We start from the raw sequence: 21,271 nt of genomic DNA on the forward strand, positions 1-21,271 counted from the left end.
GTCGTTCTCCTAGGACAGACGCACGCGCGGGTCAATGATGGCGTACAGCGCGTCCACAATGATGTTGAAGAAGAGGATGAGCGCGGCGCTGAACACCATGACGCCCATGGTCAGCGGCAGGTCCTTGTCCTTGACCGACTCGACGGCCAAGCGGCCGATACCGGCAAGGTTGAAGGTGAACTCGGTGACCACCGCGCCGCCGAGCAGTGCGCCGAGGTCGATGCCGAGGATGGTCACGATCGGGATGAGCGAGCCGCGCCAGGCGTAGCGGAAGAACACGTACCGGTTGCTCATGCCCTTGGCGCGGGCGGCTCGGACGTACTCCTCCTGGAGCTGCTCGATCATTGTCGAACGGGCCATGCGCGTGTAGTTGGCCGTGAAGATGACCGACATGACCATCCATGGGATCAGCAGACCCATGAACCAGCCGCCGAAACTCTCGGAGAACGGTACGTACTTGGGCTTCTCCAGCCAGCCGGTGCTGTAGACGAAGATGCCGAGGACGACCGGACCGAGGAAGTAGATCTGGAGCGAGGACAGGACCAGCGAGCCGCCGCTGAAGACCTTGTCGATCCAGGTGCCCTTGCGGGCAGCGGCGATCATGCCGGCGCCGAGGCCGACGATCAGGAAGACGATCAGACCGCCGATGGACAGCGAGATGGTCAGCGGCAGGCGGTCCAGGAGCGTGTCCCAGACCATCTGCTGGTTGTCGAAGGAGACACCGAAACAGGGGGCGTCGCAGTGGCCGACGGAGAAGTCACGTCCGGCGAAGATGCCCACCATGTAGTTCCAGAACTGGACCGGAACCGGGTCGTCGAGGCCCATATTCTTGTGGATCACCGCGAGGGCGTCCGGGGTGCAGTTCTTGCCACAGGCCAGCATTGCCGGGTCCTGCGGGATGGCGAAGAACATGAAGAAGGTGAAGGCGCTGATCAGGAACAGGATCAGCACTGCGCCGAACGTCCGGCGAAGAAGGAATTGAAGCATGGGTCGCTGCTCTCAGGACGGCGGCGTGAGGGGTCGAAGGAGAGGACCGGTACCCCGGGGGTTGTGCGGACCGCCGTCCGCACAACCCCCGGGGCTTCGGCCTGAGAGTGTTAGCTCTTCAGGAAGACGCGCGTGACGTCGATCGCGCTCAGGTCGTTCGAGTAGCGAGCGCCACCGACGTTCGAGCCCTGGATCTGCAGCGACTTGGTGAAGTACAGCGGGGCGGCCGGGTTGATGCGCTCCACGATGTCGTGGTGCAGCGCGGTCCACGCCTTCTGGGCCTCAGCCGGGTCGACGATCTTCTTGATGCGGGCGATCTCGTCGTTGACCTTCGGGTCGTTGATGTGCGAGTAGACCGAAGAGCCGTCCTGCAGCTGCTTGCCGTCGTACAGCGGCGGGATGACGGTGGAGGCGGACGGCCAGTCCTGGCCCCAGCCGGTCATGTAGAGGTCCAGACCGTTGTCGACCTTGCCGACCTGCTCGTACCAGGTGGCGCCGTCGATCTCCTTCTTCTGGATGTCGAGACCGATCTTCTGCAGCGCGTCCGCGATGAACTGGGCCTGCTGCTGGCGCTTCGGGGTGTTGGCGTAGGCGTACGTGAGCTTCATGCCCGTGGCGCCGGCCTCCTGGATGAGCTTCTTGGCGGCCTCGATGTCACCCATCGGCTTCTTCAGCTTGCCGAAGGGGTCGTAGTCCTTCTCGAAGCCCGGGGTGGTCGGGGAGATGAGGCCGGTCGCGACCTCACCGCCGTACGCACCGCCGTCCGGCTGGTACACGTTCTTGTTCGGCATGGCCAGCGTGATGGCGTCGCGGATCTTCTTGTCCTTGACGCGGTCCAGGTTGAAGTTCAGCTGCCAGACGTAGGGCTGGTAGCCGGAGATCGTCCGGGCCTTGGCCGCGGCGTCGTTGACCACGTTCTGCACCTGCGTGGTCGCAACGGTGCCGGTCATCTGGATGCCGTTCTTGGCCTCGTCACGGTCGGCCAGGATCGCCTTGGTCTGCGCCTCGTCCGGCGTGTTGAAGGCGATGTTGAAGCCGTCGACGTACTGGTGACGGACCGAGTCGGTCTTCGGGTCCCAGTTCTCGTTCTTGACGAGCTTCATTTCCTTGCCGGGCTTGAAGTCGGCAATCTTGTACGGGCCGACCGAGACCGGAGCGGTGTCGTACTTCTCCTTGGTGTCACCCTTGGCGGGCACCACGGAGTAGCCGGTCATCGCAAGGGCCTGCGGCAGGTCGGCCTGCGGCTCCTTGAACTTGAAGATGACGGTCTTCTCGTCCGGGGTCTCCAGGACGTCGTTCGGCAGGTGCTGGCCGCCGTACGGGCCCTCCGGCAGCGCCTTGCGGTACGTGGTGCCCTCGCCGGACAGCCAGTTCTGCAGGTAGACCGGGCCGTCGGTGATGAACGGCGTGTAGAGACGCTCGACCGTGTGACGGATGTCCGCGGAGGTGATCGGGTTGCCGTTCTGGTCCTTCACGCCGTCCTTCAGCGTGTAGGTCCAGGTCTTGCCGCCGTCGGTGGTCTTGCCGGAGTCGGTGGCGATGTCACCGACGACCGTCAGCTTGCCGCTGGCGTCCTCCTGGTACTGGGTCAGGCCACGGTGAATCAGCCGGCCCAGGATGCGGGCGTCGGAGACGTAGCTCTGCGCCGGGTCCAGGTGGGAGAAGTCGTCCGTCTGGTAGACGGTGATGGTGCCGCCGGGGCGGGCGCCGTCAACAGGGGCGGCCGGGCCGGTGGAGGCCTTCGCGTCGCCGAAGGTGACGGCGGCGGACTGCTTGGCCGCGTCCTCCTTCGTCTTGCCCTGCTCCTTGGCGGAGCCCTTGTTGTCGTTGCCACCGCAGGCGGTGAGGGCAAGCGAGCCCGCCGCAACAGCGACGACGATCGCGCGCGCCTTGCGCGTGCCGAAGATGCTCATGGTGATGAGTACCTATCTGTCAGTAGTGATCCAACTGTGCTGCCTGCCGCACAATCAACTCTGTGCGTAGGGGCGGCAGCAGTCCCGCTGCAGTGACGTCAGCGTCCGGACTTGGGGTCGAAGGCGTCCCGTACCGAGTCGCCGAGCAGGTTGAAGGCCACCACGAAGACGACCATCGCGACACCCGGGAAGAACATGTACGCCGGGTCCTGCTCGTAGATTTCGGCACCGATGGCGAACATCCGGCCCCAGTCCGGAGTGGGCTCGACATAGCCGACACCCACGTAGGAGAGGAAGGCCACCGAAAGAATCGTGGCGGGCAGCATGAGCGTTGCCTGCACGAGAATCGGCGTCACCAGGTTCGGCAGCAGCTCCTTGCGGATGATCCGCCAGGGAGAAGCGCCCGCGATCTTGGCAGCCTCGACGAACTCCCGCTCGCGCAGGGAGAGCGTCGCCGCCCGGATCAGCCGGGACAGACCCATCCAACCCAGGAACGACAGCACCAGAATGATGGCTGAGGCTCGCAGGGCAGTCGGGGTCTCCCGGTCCGGACGGACGAAGGCTGCAACGACCACCGGCATCGAGGCGATGAAGAACAGCTGGCTGGGGATACCCAGCAGGAAGTCGGTCAGCCGGCCGAGCCAGTAGTCCGTCTTACCGCCGTAGTAGCCACCGACCAGGCCGATGATCACGCCAATGACGACCATGACGATCGTCGCCACCAGAGCCGTGAAGATCGACGTCCGCATGCCGTACAGCAGCTGCGTGAAGACGTCACGACCCAGGGTGGGCTCGATGCCGAACCAGAAATCGCCGGAGACGCCTCCGAACGACCCCACCGGCATGTTGAACTCGTCGAGGAGTCCTTCGGTGTTCGCCCCGTAGAGGTCGTACGGGTTCTTCCCGTACAGCTTGGCAATCACCGGTGCGAGCAGCGCAATGGCGAAGAAGAAGATCACGATGAAGGCGGAGATGACTCCCGCCTTGTCCCGCTTGAATCGTCGCCACATCAGCTGCCCAGGGGACAGCCCGGCGGGGTCCTTGGCCTTCGAGTCGTCCTTGGACGGCTCCTCGACAAGGACGTTGGGTGCTGCTGCACCCTCAGTCTGCGCAGGGCTGGTCACGATCGCGTCGCCCCCAGAGCGATCACAGTCGCGCACGTGACCCAGTTGGCGCTTGTGGCACCACGCATGGGGTCCTCCTCATGAGTTCACTTGTCACTACGTGAGGGGCACTCAGAGGGATCGCCGACACCCCTGACGGCTAGATCTCCAGTACCCCAAGTGTGCTCGTGAGTCGGCACTCCCCACAGTGCATGACCCATTGACCCGAGCTCATTGGAGCCATCCTCAGGGACGGCCTGACCGTAAACCACATCTAAGTGGTCTCGTTTTCACAACATCGACCCAGGTCAGAAAACCGAAATCCGGACAAAGCGAGCAGAGACAGACACACCCGAAACGGACTGTTAGCACACCTTCCGGAGTGTGACGATCGCTATGCGGACACCTGAACGAGATAATCCGTTTGACAAATGCGAACAGCCCCCCTACCACGGAGAACCGTGACAGAGGGGCTGTGAACGCCGGTAAAACCCTGCGCCTACTGGCTACTTGGCGGACTTGGCGCGCGACGCCGTGCGCGAGCGCTCCTTCTGGTCCAGGACGACCTTGCGGATGCGGACGGCCTCCGGGGTCACCTCGACGCACTCGTCGTCGCGGCAGAACTCCAGGGACTGCTCCAGCGACAGCTTGCGCGGCGGAATCACGTTCTCCGTGTTGTCCGCGGAAGCCGCACGCATGTTGGTGAGCTTCTTCTCCTTGGTGATGTTCACGTCCATGTCGTCGGAGCGCGAGTTCTCGCCGACGATCATGCCCTCGTACACCTCGGTGCCGGGGTCGGTGAACAGGACGCCGCGCTCCTGCAGGTTGATCATCGCGAACGGCGTGACCGAACCGGAGCGGTCGGCGACCAGCGAGCCGTTGTTACGGGTCACCAGCGGGCCGAACCACGGCTCGTGGCCCTCGTGGATCGAGTGGGCGATGCCCGTACCGCGGGTGTTGGTCAGGAACTCCGTACGGAAGCCGATGAGGCCACGGGACGGAACGACGAACTCCATGCGGACCCAGCCGGAGCCGTGGTTCGACATGTTGTCCATACGGCCCTTGCGGACGCCCATGAGCTGCGTGACCGCACCCATGTGCTCCTCGGGCACGTCGATGGTCATGCGCTCGACCGGCTCGTGCACCTTGCCGTCGATCTCCTGCGTGACCACCTGCGGCTTGCCGATGGTCAGCTCGAAGCCCTCACGGCGCATCTGCTCGACCAGGATGGCGAGCGCGAGCTCACCACGGCCCTGGACCTCCCAGGCGTCCGGACGGTCGGTGTCCAGGACGCGCAGCGAGACGTTACCGACCAGCTCGCGGTCCAGACGGTCCTTGACCTGGCGGGCGGTGACCTTGCGGTCCTTGACCGCGGACTTGGCGTCCGCGCCCTTGCCGCTGCCGCCGCGGCCGACCATCGGGGAGGTGTTCGTACCGATGGTCATGGAGATCGCCGGCTCGTCCACCGAGATCAGCGGCAGGGCGACCGGGTTCTCCGGGTCGGCCAGGGTCTCGCCGATCATGATGTCCGGGATACCGGCGACCGCGCAGATGTCACCCGGGCCCGCCACCTCGGCCGGCTTGCGGGTGAGCGCCTCGGTCATCATCAGCTCGGTGATGCGGACGTTCGACATCGAGCCGTCGCGCTTGATCCACGCGACCGTCTGGCCCTTGCGCAGCTCGCCCTGCTCGACGCGGAGCAGCGCGATGCGGCCGAGGAAGTTGTCGGCGTCCAGGTTGGTGACGTGCGCCTGGAGGGGGGCGGCCTCGTCGTAGGTCGGGGCCGGGACGTGCTCCAGGATGGTGGAGAAGAACGGCTCCAGGTTCTCGCTGTCGGCGGGGACGGTGCCGTCCTCCGGCTTGGTCAGCGAGGCGACGCCGTCACGGCCGCAGGCGTAGACGATCGGGAACTCGATCTGGTCCTCGTCGGCGTCCAGGTCCAGGAAGAGGTCGTAGGTCTCGTTGACGACCTCGTCGATCCGGGAGTCCGGGCGGTCCGTCTTGTTGATGCAGAGGATGACCGGCATCTTCGCCTGCAGAGCCTTGCGCAGGACGAAGCGGGTCTGGGGCAGCGGACCCTCGGAGGCGTCCACCAGCAGAACGACGGCGTCGACCATCGACAGACCGCGCTCCACCTCGCCACCGAAGTCGGCGTGGCCGGGGGTGTCGATGATGTTGATCGTGATCGGGGCCCCGCCGTCCTTGGGGTGATACTTCACCGCCGTGTTCTTGGCGAGGATCGTGATGCCCTTCTCACGCTCCAGGTCGTTCGAGTCCATCATGCGGTCGTCGAGCTGCTGGTGGGCGGCGAAGGCACCGGCCTGCTTGAGCATGGCATCGACGATGGTCGTCTTGCCATGGTCGACGTGGGCGACGATGGCGACGTTACGGATGTCGTGGCGCGTGGGCACTTCGGCGCTTCTCCCGGGATCGTGGATGGCGTCGCGTACGGCCTGGTACGCGAGCCTCTGCCGGGCGGAAAACCTGCCACGGCCTTACCCCATGGTACGTCGCGTGGCGGGAACCGCCCGCCGGGGGGCTGTCAAGAGGCCGTACGGCTGAGGATGGGGGGTGGGGAGGCGGCCCGGGACGGGGGCCGGGCACCGCAGGGGAAATGCCGGGTCAATGGGCAGGTACGACCTTGCCCGCCGGGCATCCGGCGGGCAAGCGAATTGAGTCACATCTGAGCTAGTGACCCGCGAGTTCACCCCGCCTCCACGGGGCCGCCACTACTTCTTCGCGTTCTTTTCCTTGGCCGGGGTCGGCTTCTTCCAGCCGATGTCCTGGTAGCGGGGGGTGCCGAGGCCGAAGGCGCCGGCGTTGACCAGGCCGGCCTTGGCGGCGACCAGCTCGGGCCGCTGGTAGAGCGGAATCGATCCGGCAGCCGCCCAGATCCGGGCGTCGGCCTTCTTCATCAGCTCCCGGGCCTGGTCCTCGTCCAGCTCGCCGAGCGCCTGGTCGAAGAGCTGGTCGATGTGGTCGGTGCCGACCCGGGTGTAGTTCTGTTCGACGAGCAGCGAGCCGTCCGCGGCCGGCTCCGGCTTGGCGAAGATCGGCCGGGCGTCGGTGGCGGGGAAGGCGGTGGCGGGCCAGGAGTACAGGGCCAGGTCGTACTGGCCGGAGGCGATGTGGTCCTTGAAGAAGCTCTCGTCGGCGACCTTGGTCAGCTCCGTGCCGATGCCGATGGTGCGGAGCATTCCGGCGATCCGCTCGCCGACCGCCCGGAGGGATTCCGAGCCGGGGCCGGACGGGAGCACGAAGCGCAGGTTCAGCGGCTTGCCGTCCTTGGCGACGACGCCCGCGGCGGCGTTCTGCGCCGCCTGCTCGGCGGGCGCCGCGGGTGCTCCGCTGGCCTTGGCCTCCTCCCCGGCGGCGTCCGCCCGGGCGCCGTCCTGGACCGGATTGCGCTTGCCGTCGTCCACGGCGTCCGCCTGGTTGAGCATCGGGGCGTCCTGCTGCTCGCCGAGCGGGGCCGGGGCGGGGCCGCCCGGGAGCTCCTCGGCGGGCTCGGGGCCCGCCGCGAACCCGTCCGCGTCGACGATCTCCCCGTCGGGGGCGTACGGGCCGCCCTCGGGCAGCGCCTCCTCCACGGGCAGGCCCTCCCCGCTGCTGCCCTCCGGCCCGGCCTGGTCACCGGGCTCGCCGGGCTCGCCGGGTTCGCCCGGTTCGGCGGGAGCCTGCCGGGACAGGGCCGAGGACAGGGCCAGGGCCTTCGGCGGGCGGGCGCCATTGGCCGCGTCGTCCCGGCCGGCGGGCGCGGCCGGCGCCGCGACCACGAACCCGAACACCGGAGCGGTCTGCGCCAGCGCGGCCGGTACGGACTGCCCGGGCGCAGCCGCGGGGGCCTGCTGCCACGCGGGCGCACCCACGGCCCGCAGCCCGCCCGGCAGCAGCAGGCCACGGTCGGCGCCCGGCAGCAGCGGGCCCGCAGGCAGCCCCGCAGGCAGCCCCGCGATCCGCGGAGTCGCCGCGTCGGCCGCGGCGCGGGCCCGGCGGGCCGCGGCCGACAGATCGCCGTTGCGCTCGTCGTCCTGGCCCACGATGTACAGGCCGTCGTCACCCGTGCCCGGCCCCGGGGCCCGCTTCGAGTCGTCCTTCTTCTTCTCCGACTCGCCGCCCGCCTTGGTGCCCGGCGGCACGGTGACCTTGCCGCCCTGGCGCCAGCCCGCGTCCGCGAGCAGCGCCCGGGCCGCCTGGGCGTTCTGGTTCCCCAGGGCGTCGCTGTTGTCGGTGTACGCACGCTGGCCCGCCAGGGCCAGATGGCTGCCCACCGGCTTCGCCGGCAGGCCCAGCGGCTTCAGCACGATCTCGGCCAGGGCCTCCCGGTCCAGCGCGCGGGCCACCGCCCGCCGCACCCGTTCGTCGGCCAGCGGCCCGGACGCCCCGTTCAGCGCCAGCTGCGTATAGGCCGGCTCCAGGGACTTGCGTACCGTGAAGCGGCGCAGCGCCACCTGCTCGTCGGCGTACTTCTGCACCGCGTCGACGGCCTTCTTCCGCGCCGCCTGCTCCGCCGCCGCCTTCTCCTGGTCCGCCCCGTGGGCCAGCGCCCAGGAGCGGGTGGCCTGGGCCGCGGTGCGATCGGCGGCGGCGCCGTGGGCGGCCGGGGACTTCGTCTGGCCGGCCTCCCGGTGCGCCTTCGCGATCCGGTCCGCGCCCGCCCGGTCGATCTCGGCCAGGTCCAGCGTCCCGGCCGCCAGCGCCGCCGGCCGCCCGGCCCGCGGTACGGCGGTCAGAACCAGCGTGTCCAGCTTGGCCGGCCGGCCCCACCAGCGCGGGTTCCGGGACAGGGCCGCGGTCCCCGTCTTCTTGTCGATCGTGCCGAGGGTGAAGGGTCCGGCGGTCACCTTCAGCGTTCCCCGGGCCCCTTCGTTGAAGGCGTCCGGGGTACCGGTGACCTGCTTGGGGTAGAGCGGGGTGAACAGCGACTGCCAGTCGGCATACGGCTTGCCGAAGGTGACCTTGACCTCCAGGTCGCTGGCCCCGCGCTCGATCTTCTCGATCCGGTCGTAACCGGCGTTGCGGGCCGTCCAGTACGCCGAGTCCTTGCCGTTCAGCGCCCGCCACTGGGCGAGGAAGTCGGGCGCCCCGATCTCGCGGCCGTCGCTCCACACCGCCTGCTGGTTGAGCTTGTACAGCACGACCTGCTTGGGCTCGCGCTCGACGACCTCCGCCTTCTCCAGGTAGTCCGGATTGGCCACCGGCCGGCCCTTCTCGTCCAGCACGAAGAGCTGCGGCAGCACCGCCCCGGCGATCCGGGCGGTCGTCGCGTCGGCGTCGGCCTGGAAGGTGTTCAGGGTGTCGGGCAGCGAGTCCACCGCCCAGCGCACCACACCCCCGTCGGCCACCTGTTCCCGCGCGGTGGACGCGATGTCCGGACCGGCGGCGACGGCGCCGCCCTCGTCCTCACCGGAGCTGCAGCCGGCGAGCAGCGGCAGCGCCAGGACGCCCGAGGTCAGCAGCGCCATGGAAGCCATGGATCTGCGCCTTCTCTGGCTCTGGGACATGGGTGGTACCTCCGGGGCGGGCGGGGCGTACGGGGTTCGCGTACGTGATCACGTATGGCGGTATATGGAGCTGATCACACTGATGTCGAAACCCACTGAAATCGACGGCCGCCCGCAGCCCCCGCAGCCGGCCCGCGCCACGCCGTGAACCCCACCCGTGCGGACCAATCGCGTCCGCCGAGCGGACGGGCATTCCGCCGGAAGAGGGACGAAAATAGGTACGGGGAGGGGCGCACAGATCGCGCCTGCGCGCCCGTAATCGCTGCACGTCCCTTCACAACGGGGGACGTGAGGCGCAACACTCGCAGGCGCACATGAGCGTTGCCACCGCAACCTGCGGAAGTGAGGGCAAGTCATGTCCCTGCAGGACGATTTGACGGCCGTACGGCGCAACCTGAACGATCTGATCCGCTCGGTCGAGCGGCTGGAGCAGGACGTCGCCCGGCAAGCACCGGCCGCCCCCAGGGCACCGGACACGTCCCGGATGGTCTCCATCCCGGACACGCCGTACGACAACGCGCTGTGGACGGACACCGACGACGAGGGCCTGGGCGCCCGAGATCGCCGCGCACCCTGACCGGCCACACACCGAGCACCACCGATTCACGGCACCACGATTCACGCACCACAGAACTGCATACGCACCCCCATCAGGCCCAGCCGCCCACCGACCGGCGGCTGGGTCTCCTGGGCCACCCCTGACCACTCCCTCCCGGAGTCCCCATTGGCCACAGGCACTGAACCACCCCGTCAGCTGACCGGCGTCCACGACGCCTCCCGGGCCGCAATCGCGGCCCGGCACCTTCGCACCGACCGCTGGTGGCTGGCCCCCGCCGCCACCGCGGCCGGACTGCTCGCCTTCATCGTCTACTCGACCTGGCGGGCCTTCGCGAACGCCGACTACTACGCGGCACCGTACGTCTCGCCGTTCTACTCGCCCTGTCTGGCGGAGAACTGCGTCCCCATGAAGGCCGGCCCCAACTGGGAGATCTTCGGCAGCTGGTGGACCCTCTCCCCCGCCCTGCTGGTCCTGATCTTCCCGCTCGGCTTCCGCCTCACCTGCTACTACTACCGCAAGGCCTACTACCGGGGCTTCTGGGCCTCCCCGCCCGCCTGCGCCGTCGCCGAACCGCACACCAAATACACCGGCGAGACCCGCTTCCCCCTGATCTTCCAGAACATGCACCGCTACTTCTTCTACGCAGCGGTGCCGGTCGCGGCCATCCTCACCTACGACGCCGTACTGACCTTCCGCAACGACCAGTACGAGTGGGGCCACATGGGCCTCGGCACCCTGATCTTCCTCGCCAACATCGTGCTGATCTGGGCGTACACCCTGTCCTGCCACTCCTGCCGGCACATCATCGGCGGCCGGCTGCGGCACTTCTCGAAGCACCCCGTGCGCTACCGGCTGTGGGGATGGGTCGGGAAGCTCAACTCCCGCCACGCGCAGCTGGCCTGGGCCTCCCTGATCAGCGTGGCGCTCTGCGACTTCTACGTGTACCTGCTCGCCACCGGCGCCATCACCGACCCGAGGATCTTCTGACATGGCTCAAGTCGACCGGCAGCAGTGGGACGTGGTCGTGGTCGGCGCGGGAGGCGCCGGGCTGCGGGCCGCGATCGAGGCCCGCGAACGGGGCGCCCGTACCGCGGTGATCTGCAAGTCCCTGTTCGGCAAGGCGCACACGGTGATGGCCGAGGGCGGCATCGCCGCCTCCATGGGCAACGTCAACGAGGGCGACAACTGGCAGGTGCACTTCCGCGACACCATGCGCGGCGGGAAGTTCCTCAACCAGTGGCGGATGGCCGAGCTGCACGCGAAGGAAGCACCGGACCGGGTCTGGGAACTGGAGACCTGGGGCGCGCTGTTCGACCGTACGCCCGACGGGAGGATCTCCCAGCGCAACTTCGGCGGCCACGAGTACCCGCGCCTCGCCCACGTCGGCGACCGGACCGGCCTGGAACTGATCCGCACCCTCCAGCAGAAGATCGTCGCCCTCCAGCAGCAGGACTTCAAGGAGACCGGCGACTACGAGGCCCGCCTCAAGGTCTTCCAGGAATGCACGGTCACCCGCGTCCTCAAAGAAGGAGACCGGGTCTCCGGCACCTTCTGCTACGAACGCGAATCCGGCCGTTTCTTCGTCCTGGAGGCCCCGGCCGTGGTCCTCGCCACCGGCGGCATCGGCAAGTCCTTCAAGACCACCTCCAACTCCTGGGAGTACACCGGCGACGGACACGCCCTCGCCCTCCTGGCCGGAGCCCCACTCCTCAACATGGAGTTCGTGCAGTTCCACCCGACGGGCATGGTCTGGCCCCCCTCGGTGAAGGGCATCCTCGTCACGGAGTCCGTCCGTGGCGACGGCGGCGTCCTGCGCAACAGCGAGGGCAAGCGGTTCATGTTCGACTACGTCCCGGACGTCTTCAAGGAGAAGTACGCCGAGTCGGAGGCCGAGGGCGACCGCTGGTACGAGGACCCGGACAACAACCGGCGGCCCCCCGAGCTGCTCCCCCGCGACGAGGTGGCCCGCGCCATCAACTCCGAGGTCAAAGCCGGCCGGGGCACCCCGCACGGCGGCGTCTACCTGGACGTCTCCACCCGCATGCCGGCCGAGCGGATCAAGCGACGGCTGCCGTCCATGTACCACCAGTTCAAGGAGCTGGCGGACGTGGACATCACCGCCGAACCCATGGAGGTCGGCCCGACCTGCCACTACGTGATGGGCGGCATCGCCGTCGACTCCGACACCGCCGCCACCGTCGGCGTACCCGGTCTCTTCGCGGCCGGAGAGGTGGCCGGCGGCATGCACGGCTCCAACCGCCTCGGCGGCAACTCCCTCTCCGACCTCCTCGTCTTCGGCCGCCGCGCGGGACTGCACGCAGCCGAGTACGCGACGGCTCACGGCCGGCCGGTGGCCTCGCAGACCGAGGTGGACGAGGCGGCGGCCGAGGCCCTGGCCCCCTTCCACGCGGACGAGGGCGCGGAGAACCCGTACACCCTCCACCAGGAGCTCCAGCAGACCATGAACGACCTGGTGGGCATCATCCGCCGGGAGGGCGAGATGCAGCAGGCCCTGGGCCGGCTGCGGGCCCTGCGGGTCCGCGCCGCCCGCGCCGGGGTCGAGGGCCACCGCCAGTTCAACCCGGGCTGGCACCTGGCCCTGGACCTGCGGAACATGCTGCTGGTCAGCGAATGCGTGGCCCGCGCCGCTCTGGAGCGCACCGAGAGCCGCGGCGGCCACACCCGCGAGGACTGCCCGGTCATGGACCGCGACTGGCGCCCGGTGAACCTGGTCTGCCACCCGGTCACCCCCGTGCCGGCCGACCCGGCCGCCGACCGCATCCGCCTGGTCCACACCCGCACCGAACCCATCCGCCCCGACCTGCTGGCTCTCTTCGAGAAGGAAGAGCTGGTCAAGTACCTCGCCGAAGAGGAGCTCTACGAGTGACAACGACTGGCACCGAAACCGGCACAGGCACGGGCACGGGCACAGGCACAGCCACCGCCTACGACGCAAACTTCCGCATCTGGCGGGGCGACGCGGAGGGCGGGGCACTCCGGGACTTCACCGTCGAGGTGCACGAGGGCGAGGTAGTCCTGGACATCGTCCACCGCCTGCAGGCCACCCAGGCCTCGGACCTGGCGGTCCGCTGGAACTGCAAGGCGGGCAAGTGCGGTTCGTGCAGCGCGGAGATCAACGGCCGGCCGCGCCTGCTGTGCATGACCCGCATGTCCACCTTCTCCCGCGACGAGCTGGTGACGATCACCCCCCTCCGCGCCTTCCCGGTCATCCGCGACCTGGTGACGGACGTGTCCTTCAACTACCAGAAGGCGCGCGAGATCCCGTCCTTCGTGCCGCCCCAGGGGGTGGCACCGGGCGAGTACCGGATGCAGCAGGTGGACGTCGACCGCTCACAGGAGTTCCGGAAGTGCATCGAGTGCTTCCTGTGCCAGGACACCTGCCATGTGGTGCGTGACCACGAGGAGAACAAGCCGGCCTTCGCCGGCCCCCGCTTCCTGATGCGGGTCGCCGAACTGGACATGCACCCCCTCGACGCGGCGTCCGAAGCGGGCCTGGACCGCAAGCGGACGGCCCAGGAGGAACACGGCCTGGGCTACTGCAACATCACCAAGTGCTGCAGCGAGGTCTGCCCGGAGGGCATCAAGATCACGGACAACGCCCTGATCCCCCTGAAGGAACGCGCAGTCGACCGCAAGTACGACCCCCTGGTCTGGCTCAGCTCCAAAATCCCCCGCCGCACCCCCTGAACGCCCCATCCTGCGCCCGGGGGTACACCACCCCGGGCGCGGGCGGCCCGACCAGAAGGGGCAGGGTGCGGACCCGAGGTGCTCCGGCCCGACGGCCGGAAGCGCGCGGCGGCAACCGCGTACGGTCGCAGACCGACCGGGCGGCTGGCCACGGGGGCCGGCTTGCCCAGCGGCATGGATTCGACGAGGTTCACATGACACCCACTTTCTCCGAGATGAAGGGTGCCCACCCCTGCCAGGGGCCTTACGCCGTGGTGTTGCGAATGGGTCAACCCGGCGGGGGCGGAGTCACTGAAGATGTTTGACGGTGGCCAAGCCCCGGAAGTCAGGGGCGTGTACCCGCCGGGAGTTCAGCGAGTCTGAGGTGTCACGTGGCGCTTTGCGATCTCCGCCCACACCACCTTGCCGATCGTACGGGCGGACACGCCCCAGGCAACGGACAGCGCTTCGACGATGCGCATGCCGTACCCGTGATCACCCAAGTGCTCCGGCTGGACCGTGGGCCGGGCTTCGGCTCGTGCGTCGGCGACTTCCACGCGCAGCACATGCTCCAGCTCCGTGATTCGGAGTTCAAAGTCCCGGCCCGGGACGCATCCGTGGCACACGGCGTTCGACACCAGCTCGGCCACCACCTGGGCCACACGTTCGGACTCGTCCCCGCCCAGGGGGAATCCCCAGTCAGCCAACTCAAGCAGAGCCAAATGCCGGGCCAGACGGGCACCGCGCCGGGTGCTGCTGAATCTCTGCCGCCACACAGGTGGGGCTGGATCCACCATGGGCATGGCACGGGCGGACTTGCCCAGCGACTTGGATTCGACAAGGTTCACATGACACCAACTTTCTGCGAGTTGAGGGGCGTCCACCCCTGCCAGGGGCCTTACTGCGGATTGGTCAACCGGCAGCAGCGTTGTGCGACTGGCCGCGCTCCCCCAGAACTGCCTTCTGGATGTCTCCAGACAGCTCCTCGAATTCGCGTACGACAAAGGCGCAGTACCCCTGCTCAATGGCAGCGCGCTCCGCTGGGGTGAATCGGATTTCCCCGCCGATCAGGCAGTCGTCCGGCGGCCGAGTCATGCGACCACGCACCCAACAAGGTTGGCCGGCCAAGGGCCGTCGGTTCCGGCGTCCTCCGACTGTCCGTAGCGCCAGCCCGGGAACTCTATGACGTCGTCCAGATCCGCCACATGGTCGGAGCCGCCATTCATGGTCACGATGATGCTGGTCACGGTCTGACGGCTTGCCTTTCACTGGGGCTGCTTGCATGACTTCCGACGCACAGGTTGGCCCCAATTCGCTAGGCTCGCTAGCGGTTTGAGTCTCAACCTGCGGATTGGTCGGAGTGGCATATGCCAAATCCGCTGACCTGCGAAGACCCGGAACGATGGTTCCGCGACCGGCGACATGGTCAGGAGGTATCTCATGGACTTAGCAAGGGAGTTCGAAGAAGATGGAGACCCTCGGGAGGAGTTTCAGCAAGAGCTACGTACTGCCCGCGAGCTTTACCGACCCAGACCGCTAACCCAAGAGGCGCTAGCGCGGAAGCTGAAGACTTCGAAGAGTTCCGTTAGCCGACTCGAACGGGGAGAGGGGCCGATCCCGCCCGAGATGCCCAGCCTTCTGGATCGGATCTTTGAGACCGACGGCAAGTTTCAGCGGATCTTTGAGCGCATCATTTCCGGCAGCTTTCCCGTGATCTACAGGAAACGTATGGAGGAGGAGCGCAAGGCTCGGGTCATTTGGGAGTGGTCGCCCACCATCATCCCGGGACTCTTCCAGACGTATGAGTACGCGTACACCCTGATCCGGGCGGGCAAGCCGAGGGCAAGTGAGAAGGAGGTTGTCCGACTTGCGCGAGCACGCGTGGCGCGTCAGGACGTCTTCACAGGACCCACTCCGCCAGACGTACTCATGATCCTTTGCGAATCTGCCGTGAAGCGGGAAGCAGCAGCGCCAGCCGTGATGCACGCGCAGCTTGTGGCGCTGCTGGATCACACACAGCGGCCAACGACGACTGTCCGGGTGCTGCCGCTCAACGCACAGCCAAACCTTCTGATGGATGCACCGGCCAGTATCCTGACGTCAGCAACTCATGAGCAGGTTGTGTGCGTTGATCAGTACCGAACCACCGCGGTCATCGCTGAGCCTGACCATGTACGGGATGCCGTGGCGGCGTTCACGGACTTGGTTGGTGAGGCTCTGTCCGTACGAGATAGTGCCGACCTCATAAGAGAACAGATGCGGAGCCTGACGTGAGCACCACTTCCCCTCACCAGTGGACGAAGTCCACGTACAGCAACCCTGACGGCGGCAACTGCCTTGAGTGGGACCGTGCGCACGCTGCCGCCGTCGGCGTGGCGCCTGTTCGGGACAGCAAGCGGCCTAACGGCCCGATCATCTACGTGTCCGCTAACGCGTGGGCCGGTCTGGTTGGGTTCGTTCAAGCTGACGCTTGAGATTTCGCCCAAGTATCTGCTTGACGAATCGGGCTGCCAGAATCGGACGGCCCCTGGGTGTTCATACGATTCTCTGTCAGCCTGAACACGACGAAGTCCCACCAGGACACGCGCGATGCCTTGGTGGGACTTCTGTCATGCGGCGGCCGTCGCCCCGCAGGGGGCGCCGGGCCAGTGCGTCCACGGCTCGGACTCAGGCACCAGTCAGCCGCTTTCAGCGCTGCGAGCCCGCTCGCAAATGCCCCATGAGGGCACCTCACCGACCACGGCCAGCCCGCGTGTCGCCCGACGGCAGAAGCGCGTAGCGATCGGTGGCGGCCATACCCAGCCACGGACGGCCGGGGGCCGCCAATCCTGCCGGAGCGCGTAGCGATCTGCTGCGCCAGGAGGCTCCGCCGGGCCAAATGGGCTCGTGCTTCGAGGAAACGGAGCTCTCCGCCCGACAGGGCGGCCGGTCAGGCGGCAGCCGCTGCTCAGCCCCTTGCGCATGGCCGCATCTGGGACACGTCCCCCATGCCGGCCCTCCCCCAGGGGGCCGCCCGACAGTCCTTGTCTTTCCGGGGCGGACGGCGGGGTCAAGGGTGGAGCGAAGCGGAATCGCGAAGCGACGCGAGCGCAGCGAGCGCCCTTGAGGCCGACGGCCGACACGGGAGGACAGTGAGGACTGCCGGGCAGCCCCCGGACACCACCTGACACCGCCCAGGCAAAACCCCGCCACCCCGGCCCCGCCCTGCAACCGGACCGGGCTGCAGCCCGGGCAGACCGTCCCCCGCCCCGCTTGTCGGCAGGGCGGGGCTCCGCCTCAACGAGGGCCAGGGTGGGTACCGCTCAACACGCCGGCAGGCCCGCGCTGCGGGCCCCGGAACCCCGGCTCCGGCTCTGGGCTCCGCCCAACGGAGGCACAGCACCCCGCCCCGCCACCGGACCCGCCCCACCAAAGCCCGCAGGGGGCGGGCGGGACACCCCGGCCCACCCCGGCCCCGAGAAGGGGGCAAAGAAGCGGACCCGCGCCGGGAGCCCCAGCAAGCCAAGGCAGGCACCGCTCAACACGGCGGCAAGCCCGCGCTGCGGGCACCGGAGCTGCGGCTCCGGCTCTGGGCTCCGCCCAACAGAGGCAAAACACCCCGCCCCGCCACCGGACCCGCCCCACCAAAGCCCGCAGGGGGCGGGCGGGACACCCCGCCACACCCCGGCCCCGAGAGGGGGGCAAAGAAGCGGGCCCGCGCCAGGAGCCCCGTACACCCAGCCCGGGGCAACCAAGCGGGCCCGCACCAGAAGCCCCGCCGGTCGGCTCGTTGCCTTGACGTCGGCGTCAACGTCTAACGTCGCATCCATGCGCATCGGCGAACTTGCGGAACGGGCAGGGGTTAGTACTCGAACCCTGCGCTACTACGAGTCCCGCGGGCTGCTCCCCGCCCGTCGTGCGGTCAACGGATACCGCCTCTACGGCGACGACGACCTGCGACTGGTCGAGCAGATCCGCACGCTGCAGGACTTCGGGTTCGGTCTCGAGGAGACCCGCCCCTTCGTGGAATGCCTGCAGGCAGGACACGAGGACGGGGACTCCTGTCCCGGATCGCTCGATGTCTACCGCAAGAAACTCGCCGAACTCGATGTGCTCATAGATGAGCTGCGGTCCGTGCGCGAGCACGTCGCCGTCCAGTTGTTGCGGGCGGAGGCGCGACTGCCGGGCGGACCGGAGCCACGGTGCGAACTGGGGGGACAGCAGTGATCAAAGCAGCAGGCGTCGATGAGGTCACGGACGCGACGTTCACCGACGAGGTGCTGAAGGCGGACCTTCCGGTGCTGGTGGAGTTCACCGCCGACTGGTGCGGCCCCTGCCGCCAGCTGGCCCCGGTGCTGAGCGCGATCAATGCCGAAGAGGGCGACAGGATCAAGGTCGTACAGCTCGACGTGGACACCAACCCGGAAACCATGGCCGCCTACGGCGTGCTGGCCATGCCCACGCTCATGGTCTTCCGCAACGGCGAACCGGTGAAGTCCATGGTGGGCGCCAGGGCCAAGCGCCGGCTGCTCCGGGAACTCGAAGACGTGATGTGACCCCTCCCCTGCCCCTCCCCGTCAGACGTCTCTGAGCCAGCGGGGGGTGCTGATCCATCGCTGGACGGCCGCGTGGGTGGTGTCGTCGAGTGCGGAGAGGGCTTCGATGGCGTGGAGGTCGCCGGCCAGGGGTGGGATGCCGGCGGCGGTCAGGGCGGCGTGCAGGTCGAGGCGTCGGCGATCTGCGGCGCTCAGCACGTTCGCAGGGCGTTCCCCTGGGTCGCCGGAGGCGAGGGTATGCGGGGGATGCGAGGGGAATGGGGGATGCGGGGGAATCGGGAGTAGCCAGGGGCTGATGTCCTCCGGGTTGTCCTCCGTGCTGTCCTCCACGCCCCGCATGCCGGGGAAGCGGTAGGGATCGAGCCCCGCCGCCTGCGGCGCCTCCGGCACCTCCGGCGTGGTTGCGGAAACCTGCCGTCCCTTTATGCGTAAAGACCATCCGGAGTGTGTCGCCGGTGGCGAGGAGTCGCGGCCCTGTCCGCAAGGGGAGCCGCCCATGCCGCCCATACCGCCCATGGCGCTCACCGCTGGTACGCCAGCACGTCGGCGCCCGCGGCGATGACCTCGGCGAGCCGGTTGGCGAGGGCCGCGTTGCATCCTCCGAGCCGGACGAAGCCGTGGCCGCCCACCGGCCCGTCGTTGTACAGGGAAGGAAGGGCCAGCCCGGCCAGCGCGAGCGCTGCCCGGAGGTTGGTGACAGCTTCGTCGCCGGCCTGATAGGCGGCGTCCTGGCGCTGCTTGTACTCGATTCGCTCGGCGTAGGTGTACTCGTACATCGTCGTGCTGCCCTCTCGTAGCAGGCGGGGTAGGTGAGTGCCTCCGGGCCCGGGCATAAAGGAATTCCTGCAGGCAGACCCGTCGGACTGAGTCTGCGCACGGCCCGTGACTATCGCTTTCGATCTTCGTTTCAAGGGTGCAGGCGATCACCCCTCCGAAGCGTGGGAAAGGACCCCGAGTTGTCCAGGAAGTCAGCGGTGTTCGCAGCCCCCGCTCTTCAAGGTCGTCCTGCGCACGGCCGTCATGCGCCGTAGCGGAATCCATGGGCGGGGGTCGGGGCGGGCGCGGGCGAGCGGGCAGTCTTCCGGTCCGTTACCGAGTGGTCGGAAAGGGCACTGCCCGGGCTGCTCTTCGGGGTGGCCGGCTGTCCGAGCGGTGAGGACGTCGGGTGACGGTGCCGTGGAGTGGCCTGGCGGGGCGGCCTCGTGAGGGTGATCTGGCGGACCAGTTGCTGGAAGCAGGCCAGCGCGGCGACGGCGGGGAGGGCGGCTGCCGCCCCGGCGGCGAGCGTTCTGGGCGCCTCGGCCACGCACAGGAGCGTGGCCAGGGTGGAGAACAGCAGGACGATGGACCAGGAATGGAGCGCGCGCCGTTGGTGCAGTGCGGCTCTGAGGATGGACAAGGAGGCGACCATCCAGGGTCCGTAGATCAGCAACGGCCACCAGTTGACCACTTCGTGGGCCGTGTGGGGTCCGGCGCTGTGGCGCAAGGTCTCGCAGATGGCCATCCCGCTGAGGACGCTCACCACGGCGGCGATCAATGCAACCAGCGTGGCGGTGAACAGACTGCCCGTACGCAGCAGGGTGACGACCGGCGCCTTCGGCGGGGTCCGGCGGTGCCCGCCTGAGGTGTGCGTGTGCGGTCGCTCGGCGGTGGTCTGCGTCAGCCCGGCGACGAGGTCGGCGGTGCTGATCGTGTCGTCCTCGCCGAAGCCGACGTGCTCGAAGGGCTCGAAGGGCTCGAAGGGCTCGGGCTGTCTGGATGTGATGGCGTCTTGAAGGAGGTAGGCGAGGTTCTCCGTCGGATCCCATGGGGCTTCCGGCTGGGGAGGGATACCGTGCAGGCCAGGATGCCCGTACGTCTCATACGTCTCATACACGGGAGTCCCGCCCGGAATGCTCGTCGACGGGCGTCGTGGATGATGCGGTGTTCTCGATCCGCCGGTCGAACTCGATCTGGATCATTCTCATCGTTTCCAAGAAGTCTTCGAGGACCGAGGACGAGTAATTCAGGTCAATCTCAAGATCCTCGTATTGCAGCGTTGCATTCTCGGCCCGTGGCCAGCCGGTTGAGCGCGGCATGAAAGTCCACTTTCCGAGCCGGGTGGGAACGGCGTGAAGGTGATGGCGCCCGTGTGCGTCGTCTTCTGCGGGTCTGCGATATAGATCCGAGCGCTGTGCGGTTGACATATTCCAACAACGCTGTCGATGTTGGTCAGGGTGTGCGCCATCCAGGTGATGCTGGCGATCGAAAAGAGTGCCGACCGTGTCTTTTATCGGTTCTGCACGCTCGCGGAACAAAAGCAGGAGCGCGGCATCCGCACCCGCCTGGCCGCCTTGCCGCAGCTCAAGGGGGTGATGAGGGGCGCGCCGGCGGAGGTTCACGGCTCGCCGCGCACCTCCGCCCGCATGTTGTCGTCTCGAACCCCTGAGCCTGTATCGCCACTACGGGGTCCACCCGGGCCGACGTCGACAGTTCGAGTCCCCCGAACCCTTGTCCGCAATATGAGACTACTGCGGGTCGAAAAATGTTGCGCATGGCTGCAATCGGAGGAGAAGGCGCAACTCTGCATATGCCTCAGCGTTATTCGGAGGTATCACTGGGGCTCCGGTCGTGCGCGCCCCGTGCCTCTGGTCATTGAGCCCTTGAAAAGGACCCGTTGTGGCAGACATGCTCCTGTGGATCGCGCTGATCTCCGCCGTGCTGGGCACAGGTTTCACCGCGTTGACGTCATCGGGGATCGGCCGTATGTGGCATATGGACGTCCTCGAACTGCGACGCCAGCAACGCTTCGAGCACGTCCTGTCGGAGCATGTGGACGCCACTCGGCTGTCTCGTCAGCAGGCTGCAACGGAGGGCGGGCCGGGGGGAAGCCCGGTGGGCATCCCGGCCTGCGCCGTGTGTGGCGAACCGCGGAATTTCCGCCATGGCAGTTGAGCCCCGGAACTGCGGCTCCGGCTCTGGGCTCCGCCCAACGGATGCACAG

The 21,271-nt window shown here is 68.0% G+C and carries 20 protein-coding genes; 9 read left to right on the plus strand and 11 right to left on the minus strand.

Features of this window, described 5'->3' with window-relative positions; translation table 11 throughout:
* Window positions 1–9 precede the first annotated feature (9 nt).
* The 5 genes from ABT123_RS26355 to ABT123_RS26375 form a co-directional block, all read right to left on the minus strand.
* Entirely contained in the window at window positions 10–987 is a 978-nt protein-coding gene (locus tag ABT123_RS26355) for an ABC transporter permease (protein WP_351319007.1), read from the minus strand.
* Between the two features lie 110 nt (window positions 988–1,097).
* Window positions 1,098–2,900: an ABC transporter substrate-binding protein gene (locus tag ABT123_RS26360; RefSeq protein ID WP_351319009.1), complete on the minus strand. Its 1,803-nt coding sequence runs from the start codon at window positions 2,898–2,900 to the stop codon at window positions 1,098–1,100.
* A gap of 98 nt (window positions 2,901–2,998) precedes the next feature.
* Window positions 2,999–3,928: an ABC transporter permease gene (locus tag ABT123_RS26365; RefSeq protein WP_351319084.1), complete on the minus strand. Its 930-nt coding sequence runs from the start codon at window positions 3,926–3,928 to the stop codon at window positions 2,999–3,001.
* Between the two features lie 581 nt (window positions 3,929–4,509).
* A complete protein-coding gene (gene typA, locus ABT123_RS26370; RefSeq protein ID WP_351319011.1) occupies window positions 4,510–6,414 on the minus strand; it encodes a translational GTPase TypA in 1,905 nt (634 codons plus the stop codon).
* Between the two features lie 318 nt (window positions 6,415–6,732).
* The gene (locus ABT123_RS26375) at window positions 6,733–9,507 is read right to left on the minus strand and encodes an ABC transporter substrate-binding protein (protein ID WP_502971055.1); all 2,775 of its coding nucleotides are present in this window, start codon (window positions 9,505–9,507) and stop codon (window positions 6,733–6,735) included.
* Between the two features lie 355 nt (window positions 9,508–9,862).
* On the opposite strand from ABT123_RS26375, the gene ABT123_RS26380 reads away from it, so the two are divergent.
* The 4 genes from ABT123_RS26380 to ABT123_RS26395 all read left to right on the plus strand — a co-directional run bounded on the left by ABT123_RS26380 (window position 9,863) and on the right by ABT123_RS26395 (window position 13,774).
* Window positions 9,863–10,084: an Rv0250c family protein gene (locus ABT123_RS26380; RefSeq protein ID WP_351319013.1), complete on the plus strand. Its 222-nt coding sequence runs from the start codon at window positions 9,863–9,865 to the stop codon at window positions 10,082–10,084.
* Between the two features lie 147 nt (window positions 10,085–10,231).
* On the plus strand, window positions 10,232–11,053 hold the full coding sequence (gene sdhC, locus ABT123_RS26385) for a succinate dehydrogenase subunit SdhC (protein ID WP_351319015.1): 822 nt from the start codon (window positions 10,232–10,234) through the stop codon (window positions 11,051–11,053).
* Window position 11,054: 1 nt separating this feature from the next.
* Complete coding sequence (locus tag ABT123_RS26390) at window positions 11,055–12,953, plus strand: fumarate reductase/succinate dehydrogenase flavoprotein subunit (protein ID WP_351319017.1); 1,899 nt, start codon at window positions 11,055–11,057, stop codon at window positions 12,951–12,953.
* Entirely contained in the window at window positions 12,950–13,774 is an 825-nt protein-coding gene (locus ABT123_RS26395) for a succinate dehydrogenase/fumarate reductase iron-sulfur subunit (protein WP_351319019.1), read from the plus strand. The genes ABT123_RS26390 and ABT123_RS26395 overlap by 4 nt, the downstream gene beginning before the upstream one ends.
* 350 nt (window positions 13,775–14,124) lie before the next feature.
* Here ABT123_RS26395 and ABT123_RS26400 read toward each other — a convergent pair whose 3' ends face one another.
* A complete protein-coding gene (locus tag ABT123_RS26400; protein ID WP_351319021.1) occupies window positions 14,125–14,601 on the minus strand; it encodes an ATP-binding protein in 477 nt (158 codons plus the stop codon).
* A gap of 243 nt (window positions 14,602–14,844) precedes the next feature.
* Window positions 14,845–15,000: a hypothetical protein gene (locus tag ABT123_RS26405; protein WP_351319023.1), complete on the minus strand. Its 156-nt coding sequence runs from the start codon at window positions 14,998–15,000 to the stop codon at window positions 14,845–14,847.
* 193 nt (window positions 15,001–15,193) lie between these two features.
* Here ABT123_RS26405 and ABT123_RS26410 point away from each other — a divergent pair, with 193 nt between their 5' ends.
* From ABT123_RS26410 to trxA, 4 genes are all read left to right on the plus strand, one after another.
* On the plus strand, window positions 15,194–16,027 hold the full coding sequence (locus tag ABT123_RS26410) for a helix-turn-helix domain-containing protein (protein ID WP_351319025.1): 834 nt from the start codon (window positions 15,194–15,196) through the stop codon (window positions 16,025–16,027).
* Entirely contained in the window at window positions 16,024–16,227 is a 204-nt protein-coding gene (locus ABT123_RS26415) for a DUF397 domain-containing protein (RefSeq protein WP_351319027.1), read from the plus strand. The genes ABT123_RS26410 and ABT123_RS26415 overlap by 4 nt, the downstream gene beginning before the upstream one ends.
* 1,333 nt (window positions 16,228–17,560) lie before the next feature.
* A complete protein-coding gene (locus ABT123_RS26420) occupies window positions 17,561–17,959 on the plus strand; it encodes a MerR family transcriptional regulator (protein ID WP_351319029.1) in 399 nt (132 codons plus the stop codon).
* Entirely contained in the window at window positions 17,956–18,288 is a 333-nt protein-coding gene (gene trxA / locus ABT123_RS26425; protein WP_351319031.1) for a thioredoxin, read from the plus strand. The genes ABT123_RS26420 and trxA overlap by 4 nt, the downstream gene beginning before the upstream one ends.
* A gap of 21 nt (window positions 18,289–18,309) precedes the next feature.
* Here the strand turns inward: trxA and ABT123_RS26430 are convergent, their stop codons facing one another.
* The 4 genes from ABT123_RS26430 to ABT123_RS26445 form a co-directional block, all read right to left on the minus strand.
* Window positions 18,310–18,486 (minus strand): hypothetical protein, encoded by a 177-nt coding sequence (locus tag ABT123_RS26430; protein WP_351319032.1) that lies wholly within the window; start codon window positions 18,484–18,486, stop codon window positions 18,310–18,312.
* Between the two features lie 323 nt (window positions 18,487–18,809).
* Window positions 18,810–19,064 (minus strand): hypothetical protein, encoded by a 255-nt coding sequence (locus ABT123_RS26435; protein WP_351319033.1) that lies wholly within the window; start codon window positions 19,062–19,064, stop codon window positions 18,810–18,812.
* A gap of 242 nt (window positions 19,065–19,306) precedes the next feature.
* Entirely contained in the window at window positions 19,307–20,164 is an 858-nt protein-coding gene (locus ABT123_RS26440) for a hypothetical protein (protein ID WP_351319034.1), read from the minus strand.
* Window positions 20,157–20,669: a hypothetical protein gene (locus tag ABT123_RS26445; protein ID WP_351319035.1), complete on the minus strand. Its 513-nt coding sequence runs from the start codon at window positions 20,667–20,669 to the stop codon at window positions 20,157–20,159. The genes ABT123_RS26440 and ABT123_RS26445 overlap by 8 nt, the downstream gene beginning before the upstream one ends.
* Before the next feature lie 277 nt (window positions 20,670–20,946).
* On the opposite strand from ABT123_RS26445, the gene ABT123_RS26450 reads away from it, so the two are divergent.
* Window positions 20,947–21,222: a hypothetical protein gene (locus ABT123_RS26450; protein WP_351319036.1), complete on the plus strand. Its 276-nt coding sequence runs from the start codon at window positions 20,947–20,949 to the stop codon at window positions 21,220–21,222.
* Window positions 21,223–21,271: the final 49 nt, after the last annotated feature.

It is taken from the genome of Streptomyces sp. NPDC002054, assembly GCF_040296685.1.
GTDB lineage: Bacteria > Actinomycetota > Actinomycetes > Streptomycetales > Streptomycetaceae > Streptomyces.

What these genes read in the sequence shown, in the direction of transcription:
- ABT123_RS26355 (WP_351319007.1), bottom strand. Translation starts at nt 987, where the DNA reads ATGCTTCAATTCCTTCTTCGCCGGACGTTCGGCGCAGTGCTGATCCTG.
- ABT123_RS26360 (WP_351319009.1), bottom strand. Translation starts at nt 2,900, where the DNA reads ATGAGCATCTTCGGCACGCGCAAGGCGCGCGCGATCGTCGTCGCTGTT.
- ABT123_RS26375 (WP_502971055.1), bottom strand. Translation starts at nt 9,507, where the DNA reads ATGTCCCAGAGCCAGAGAAGGCGCAGATCCATGGCTTCCATGGCGCTG.
- ABT123_RS26380 (WP_351319013.1), top strand. Translation starts at nt 9,863, where the DNA reads ATGTCCCTGCAGGACGATTTGACGGCCGTACGGCGCAACCTGAACGAT.
- ABT123_RS26390 (WP_351319017.1), top strand. Translation starts at nt 11,055, where the DNA reads ATGGCTCAAGTCGACCGGCAGCAGTGGGACGTGGTCGTGGTCGGCGCG.
- ABT123_RS26410 (WP_351319025.1), top strand. Translation starts at nt 15,194, where the DNA reads ATGGACTTAGCAAGGGAGTTCGAAGAAGATGGAGACCCTCGGGAGGAG.
- ABT123_RS26420 (WP_351319029.1), top strand. Translation starts at nt 17,561, where the DNA reads ATGCGCATCGGCGAACTTGCGGAACGGGCAGGGGTTAGTACTCGAACC.
- ABT123_RS26435 (WP_351319033.1), bottom strand. Translation starts at nt 19,064, where the DNA reads ATGTACGAGTACACCTACGCCGAGCGAATCGAGTACAAGCAGCGCCAG.